Origin of the sequence: Flavobacterium sp. (assembly GCF_035456085.1) — a bacterium.
Taxonomy (GTDB): Bacteria; Bacteroidota; Bacteroidia; order Flavobacteriales; family Flavobacteriaceae; genus Flavobacterium.
Map to the genome: position 1 here is coordinate 1 of NZ_DATIDY010000266.1, position 5,131 is coordinate 5,131.

The window sequence follows — 5,131 nt, forward strand, 5'->3', positions numbered from 1 at the left end:
TGCCCAAATCCGTTGTAGTGGCTGTTATGCCCAGTTATTCTTACGTCCATTGTAATTCAATATATTTTGAACAGTCATTTTTCAGATTTTCAAAGCCGTCAAGTAAAATTGCTGAACCACCATTTTTCACTACATCTTTAACTATTTCATATGTTTCTTCGGCTCCTTTCGGGTCTTGCGTAACTAAGTCAAATACAATATTGTTTGTTTTGGAAAGTGTTGCATATAAACTTAATAGTCGTCTTGGATTTCCAGGAAGTGTATTGACCTTTGTGTTTTCATTTATCCAATCAATTTCATAAATTTTTGTTGCATACGGATTGTCAAAATTCGCATTCTTTTTCAAGTATTCTCCGACTGTGACTGGATAAAAAAGTCGTCTAAGTTTCGGTTGAATAAAATGCTCTACAAATGTCAAGCTTTTATGAACCACAACATTTTCGTCTTTCGTTTTTCCGCCAAAAATGTCTTTTAGAAACATTTCAGTTTGGTAGAAGTGCTGTTCATTGAATAAATGCAAAACAACAATTTCTCCAACGCTCAACTCGAACGGTGGTACGTAAAAAGTGTTTGTCTTTATTCCCTTATTTTCAATTAACATTCTGTCGGTTTATAATTGGGCATAACGTTCTGGCACTACAGCGGGTTTGGGATTAAATTAAGCCCTATTTTCGGATTTGCCAAATCTTCCAAATACAAAACCAACTTTCCATTAAGCCAATTGCCCAAATCCGTTGTAGTGGCTGTTAGCTGTAGTTTTTTTTATTTATTATTATAAGTAAGTCAGAAATTGGATATGCTAAAGCTACAATGATTGCAAATATTCCTTCTATAATTTTCCCTTCCGGTATCATAAGTGTAAGCGCTAACCAAATAAGAATTACACAAAATGGATAAATTAGGATTCTTGACATTATCTTTGAAAAAGACCATTCATTAACTTTTTCATTTTCTGAATTTTGGTCTTTTTTCTGTTTGGAAGTATTTAATTCATCTAAATTATTTATTGTTTTTTTTAACTCTTCAATCAAAATTTTAGTTTCAAATATTTTAGATTTTGCAAGCAGTAATCGCATTAAAAATCCAATTATAGTAATTGCAAGAATTGCAAAAAATGTAGTTTTTAAGTTAGTTGAAATAAATACTGTTATTATTAATATAAGTAATACTAAGATAGTTACTCTGTCTAAAAAAATATTAAATGGATTTTTTTCCATTTTGATTTCTTTCAATTTATTATTGTCGTCAAAAGTTAAATGAAATATTGGGTAGTCACCTCTAATAAAGTATGCAGATCTCCAAATTAATATTTCTTTATCTCTAATTTCGCCACTGTATTTTGTAGTATTATACGATTGCGAATCTTTAAAATGAGTTATAAGATTGCTTTTTTTATTTTGAATAATTAATTTTTCAATATCTTTCTTATCGACCATTTTTTTTCTAAAATTACAGCTAACGTCTTGGCACTACAGCGGGTTTGGGACTAATTTAGCCCTATTTTCGGATTTGCCAAATCATCCCAAGTACAAAACCATCTTTCCATTAAGCCAAATGCCCAAATCCGTTGTAGTGGCTGTTATGTGAGGTTATTCTTGAAATTTATTTAAAAATTTTTAATTTATCCAATTTTCCATTTTTAAACCAAATTTGCAAATCACCTTCTGCACCCTCTTTTTCTGAATAAAACATTGATTCACCACCCATATCATCTTCTAAAAAATATTTTTTATTAAGGATTGCTAAACAATTTTCTTTTGTCATTCCTAGATAAATTCCTTCTTCAGAAATCCCATCAAAACCTTTTTCAACCAAAACCGCGTCAACTACACTCATATTTACATCTTCTCTTTCAAAAATGAGCATTATTCCATTTTTTAGATATTTGACTAATTTGTCTCCTCCCGAAATATGTCCGTTGTAAACTTCAATTTTTGTTTGGTCGATAAAATCTGGTTCTCCCATAATTGCTTTAACTTCATTTAACGAAGTTTCTCCAGGATAGATATCATTAACATTATCAAAAAGAACAATAGTGTTTTTTATCGTTTTATTTTCAACTATCGATAATGTGTCGACGCTTTTCTCGCTATCAACCACTGGTGACCCCGAACTTATGACATCTACGGCATTGGATTCGAACCCTGTAGTTCCTTCTTTTTTGGGTTCAGTTAAACAGGAAACCATAGTAATTGAAATAATTAAAAGAGAAAGATATTTCATAATCAGCTAAATTTTATATTAAAATTGGAAAAAAATGTAAAAATCCCAAAAATAATGAAAGAAAATAAAATACCATATTTAGAATCCTTTTTAAAAGCTTCTGTTATATAATAAAGTTTATTTTTATAATTATAAAATTCGCCACCATTATATCCAACGTCAATAACTTTGAAACCATTTCCACCTGTAGTTATGGTTTCTCCAAAATAAGATTCAAAAGATATTGATGCTACGTTTGCATCACCACTAACATAAGAAACTAAAGAAGGTTTTTCATTAATATTTCTTTCAACTTCAGGAATATAACTAAACTTTCCTAAATGTTCTACGCCAAACAAAACTCCAAAACCTATCAAAAATGATAAAAATAAATTTTGCAAAGCTGTCTTCTTAATTTCTATAGTTTTACTCATTATATTTGTGTGTTTAATATTTTTTTTATGATTTACGATAACAAACAATTAAAAGTTCCTTACAATTCTTATGTTTCAGCAGACAATCAATTTTTTAATGGTTTATGTTTTTAGCACTTCGGTTCTGAAATAATCTCACATAACGTTCTGGCACTACAGCGGGTTTGGGACTAAATTAAGCCCTATTTTCGGATTTGTCAAATCATTCCAAGTACAAAACCATCTTTCTATTAAGCCTAATGCCCAAATCCGTTGTAGTGGCTGTTACCAGTAGTTCTTTATATTAGTCCGTTCAAAGTAGTTTCTTTTATTTTTTTCGCTTCGTCATTAAGGTTAGGATATATAAAACCTTTATTTATTTTAAAACGAACATCAATTTTTCTCTTCAAATATTCAGCTAAGTCTTTATGAATGTTAAAACAATCAAAAGGTGTTAATGCTAAATTCCAACCGCTCTTATTGAAGTCTGGATTAAAAATTTCTTCAAGTGTCTTTCCACTAAAAGGATTGAAAATAAAAAGTCCTTCTTGCGGAATTATATTCTGATTATAAATGGATGTTAGAGGTTTTCTAGTTCTAATCTTTAAACTTCCATAAGGGTTTGTCTCTCCCGAAGATTCACCTTTTCTTTCAAAGTCTGAAATGTAAAAAATACCATTTGATTTAGGATTTCCATTATCGTCACCGAAGTCACTAAATGTCTTTATGTCGGGGTAAAGTTCTTTGGGTATAAAATCAATAATATTTAGTAATTCTTTTTTGTATTTTCTTTTATTTATGCGATATACAGAAAAATAATCGTCAATTTGTTCTTTTGGTTCTTCTTTCTTTTTAAGTCCGTCAGTTGCGAAAAAGAAAGCAACATTATTATTATATGACCAATCCATTAATGGTGTCGGTGCTCCATAATGTTGGAGTAAACTTAAAATCGGAAATTCTCTATCGCTTCTTGAATAACTATAAAGGTCAAACACTTTTTTGATTAGTGTATTTCCATTTGCTTTGTTTACTAAGTCACTAATAAATTCAATGTAACTTTTATTTGCCCATTGTTGCATTTCATTCGTAATCCAAAGTCGTTGAGATGAAGTCAAAAGTTTATATTTCGCTTCCGTCATTCCTCTATAAATCCAAGCAGTAGCATCAATTTCAGTTTCTTGTTTTTCTTCTTCTTGAACATCGGTAAACCATTTGTCCAAAGCTGTTTTTGTATCAATTATAAAACTTTCTTTGTTTCCATTGCTGAAGAAATTACGCTTTTCTTCAAGGTTGTTATATATTGGTAACTCTGCCATTTGTTATTTCTTCTTAATGTTTTAAAATAAATTATTTACAATTTAAGTATTTCTAATTTTTACCAAATTTCTACTTTCTTTCGTTAGCTGAGAGAGTCTGTTTTTAACCGTGAATATTTGGAATTACTGGTAACGTTCTGGCACTACAGCGGGTTTGGGACTAAATTAAGCCCTATTTTCGGATTTGCCAAATCATCCAAATGCAAAACCATTTTTCCATTAAGCCAATTGCCCAAATCCGTTGTAGTGGCTGTTGGCAGTAGTTGTGTTTTATCGTAGTTCGTATTGATGTATATAGAAAGATTCATCTGACATATATTTTGATAGACAAATTCCAGTAATTAAGCCATTCAGAAATAAATTGGGGTCTTTATCATCAAAATAATTATGCCAGCCATTTTCGCTTTTTCCAAATAATGTAATGTCTAAAGAAAAAGGATTTCCGATGCTGTAATTAAACGCAAAAGAATAGTCATGTCTTGAAGCGATAAAGGTTGACTTTGAATCCAGTATTAAATTATTATTTACACGAGCTTTATTTAATACTTCCGAATTTAAATTCAAATGAGACACAAAGTTTGAAATATCAAAAGTTTTATCATTTGCAAGTAAAGTAACCGAATCTATTGTTTGATTGTCTTTTGATGTTATTTTTATATCAGCATTTTTAAAAATATAAATATATGAGTTGGTTTCAATAATATCTTCTTGATAGACTAATTCGTCTTTTATGAATTTTTTTTGAGGTATACCTAAAACATCAAACATTACTGCAAGGTTTGTTCCGGGTTTCAAACTATTAAGCATATTCTTATCGATGATTTTATCAATATGATGAGCTTTAATTAATTCATTATTTTTACGCTCTTTTTTATTTTGATATAATTGCTGAATTAACCAAACAATTAATCCACCAATAATTGCACTAATAAAATTAAAGATGTATTCCTCCATTTGGTTTTATTATTATCAATTTTTTCGTTGCCCGAGGGTCAATTACTGCCAACGTTCTGGTACTACAGCGGGTTTGGGATTAAATTAAGCCCATTCTTCGGATTTGCCAAATCTTCCCAAATACAAAACCATCTTTCCATTAAGCCAATTGCCCAAATCCGTTGTAGTAGCTGTTACTGGAGGCTTGTTTTGTCGAAATTACGTTTGTTAACCACAATTAAGCCAATTGACCATATCAATTGTAGA

The 5,131-nt window shown here is 30.1% G+C and carries 7 protein-coding genes; all 7 read right to left on the reverse strand.

Translation table 11 applies throughout. From position 1 onward, the window contains the following. Positions 1–40: 40 nt before the first annotated feature. Positions 41–601, reverse strand: coding sequence for a hypothetical protein (locus tag VLC96_RS18940; protein WP_325265424.1), 561 nt, complete (start codon positions 599–601; stop codon positions 41–43). Between the two features lie 145 nt (positions 602–746). Next, positions 747–1,436: a hypothetical protein gene (locus tag VLC96_RS18945; protein ID WP_325265425.1), complete on the reverse strand. Its 690-nt coding sequence runs from the start codon at positions 1,434–1,436 to the stop codon at positions 747–749. A 166-nt stretch (positions 1,437–1,602) separates the two neighbouring features. After that, entirely contained in the window at positions 1,603–2,223 is a 621-nt protein-coding gene (locus VLC96_RS18950; RefSeq protein WP_325265427.1) for a hypothetical protein, read from the reverse strand. Between the two features lie 2 nt (positions 2,224–2,225). Next, positions 2,226–2,636 (reverse strand): hypothetical protein, encoded by a 411-nt coding sequence (locus VLC96_RS18955; protein ID WP_325265429.1) that lies wholly within the window; start codon positions 2,634–2,636, stop codon positions 2,226–2,228. A 278-nt stretch (positions 2,637–2,914) separates the two neighbouring features. Next, positions 2,915–3,931: an FRG domain-containing protein gene (locus tag VLC96_RS18960; RefSeq protein ID WP_325265430.1), complete on the reverse strand. Its 1,017-nt coding sequence runs from the start codon at positions 3,929–3,931 to the stop codon at positions 2,915–2,917. 143 nt (positions 3,932–4,074) lie between these two features. Then, positions 4,075–4,239: a hypothetical protein gene (locus VLC96_RS18965; protein ID WP_325265432.1), complete on the reverse strand. Its 165-nt coding sequence runs from the start codon at positions 4,237–4,239 to the stop codon at positions 4,075–4,077. Continuing rightward, entirely contained in the window at positions 4,202–4,885 is a 684-nt protein-coding gene (locus VLC96_RS18970; protein ID WP_325265434.1) for a hypothetical protein, read from the reverse strand. Before VLC96_RS18970 ends, VLC96_RS18965 begins: the two co-directional genes overlap by 38 nt. Between the last annotated feature and the right edge of the window lie 246 nt (positions 4,886–5,131).

Excerpts from the sequence above, each read along its gene's own strand:
- VLC96_RS18940 (WP_325265424.1), bottom strand. The coding sequence starts at position 601 with ATGTTAATTGAAAATAAGGGAATAAAGACAAACACTTTTTACGTACCA.
- VLC96_RS18945 (WP_325265425.1), bottom strand. The coding sequence starts at position 1,436 with ATGGTCGATAAGAAAGATATTGAAAAATTAATTATTCAAAATAAAAAA.
- VLC96_RS18950 (WP_325265427.1), bottom strand. The coding sequence starts at position 2,223 with ATGAAATATCTTTCTCTTTTAATTATTTCAATTACTATGGTTTCCTGT.
- VLC96_RS18955 (WP_325265429.1), bottom strand. The coding sequence starts at position 2,636 with ATGAGTAAAACTATAGAAATTAAGAAGACAGCTTTGCAAAATTTATTT.
- VLC96_RS18960 (WP_325265430.1), bottom strand. The coding sequence starts at position 3,931 with ATGGCAGAGTTACCAATATATAACAACCTTGAAGAAAAGCGTAATTTC.
- VLC96_RS18965 (WP_325265432.1), bottom strand. The coding sequence starts at position 4,239 with ATGAATCTTTCTATATACATCAATACGAACTACGATAAAACACAACTA.
- VLC96_RS18970 (WP_325265434.1), bottom strand. The coding sequence starts at position 4,885 with ATGGAGGAATACATCTTTAATTTTATTAGTGCAATTATTGGTGGATTA.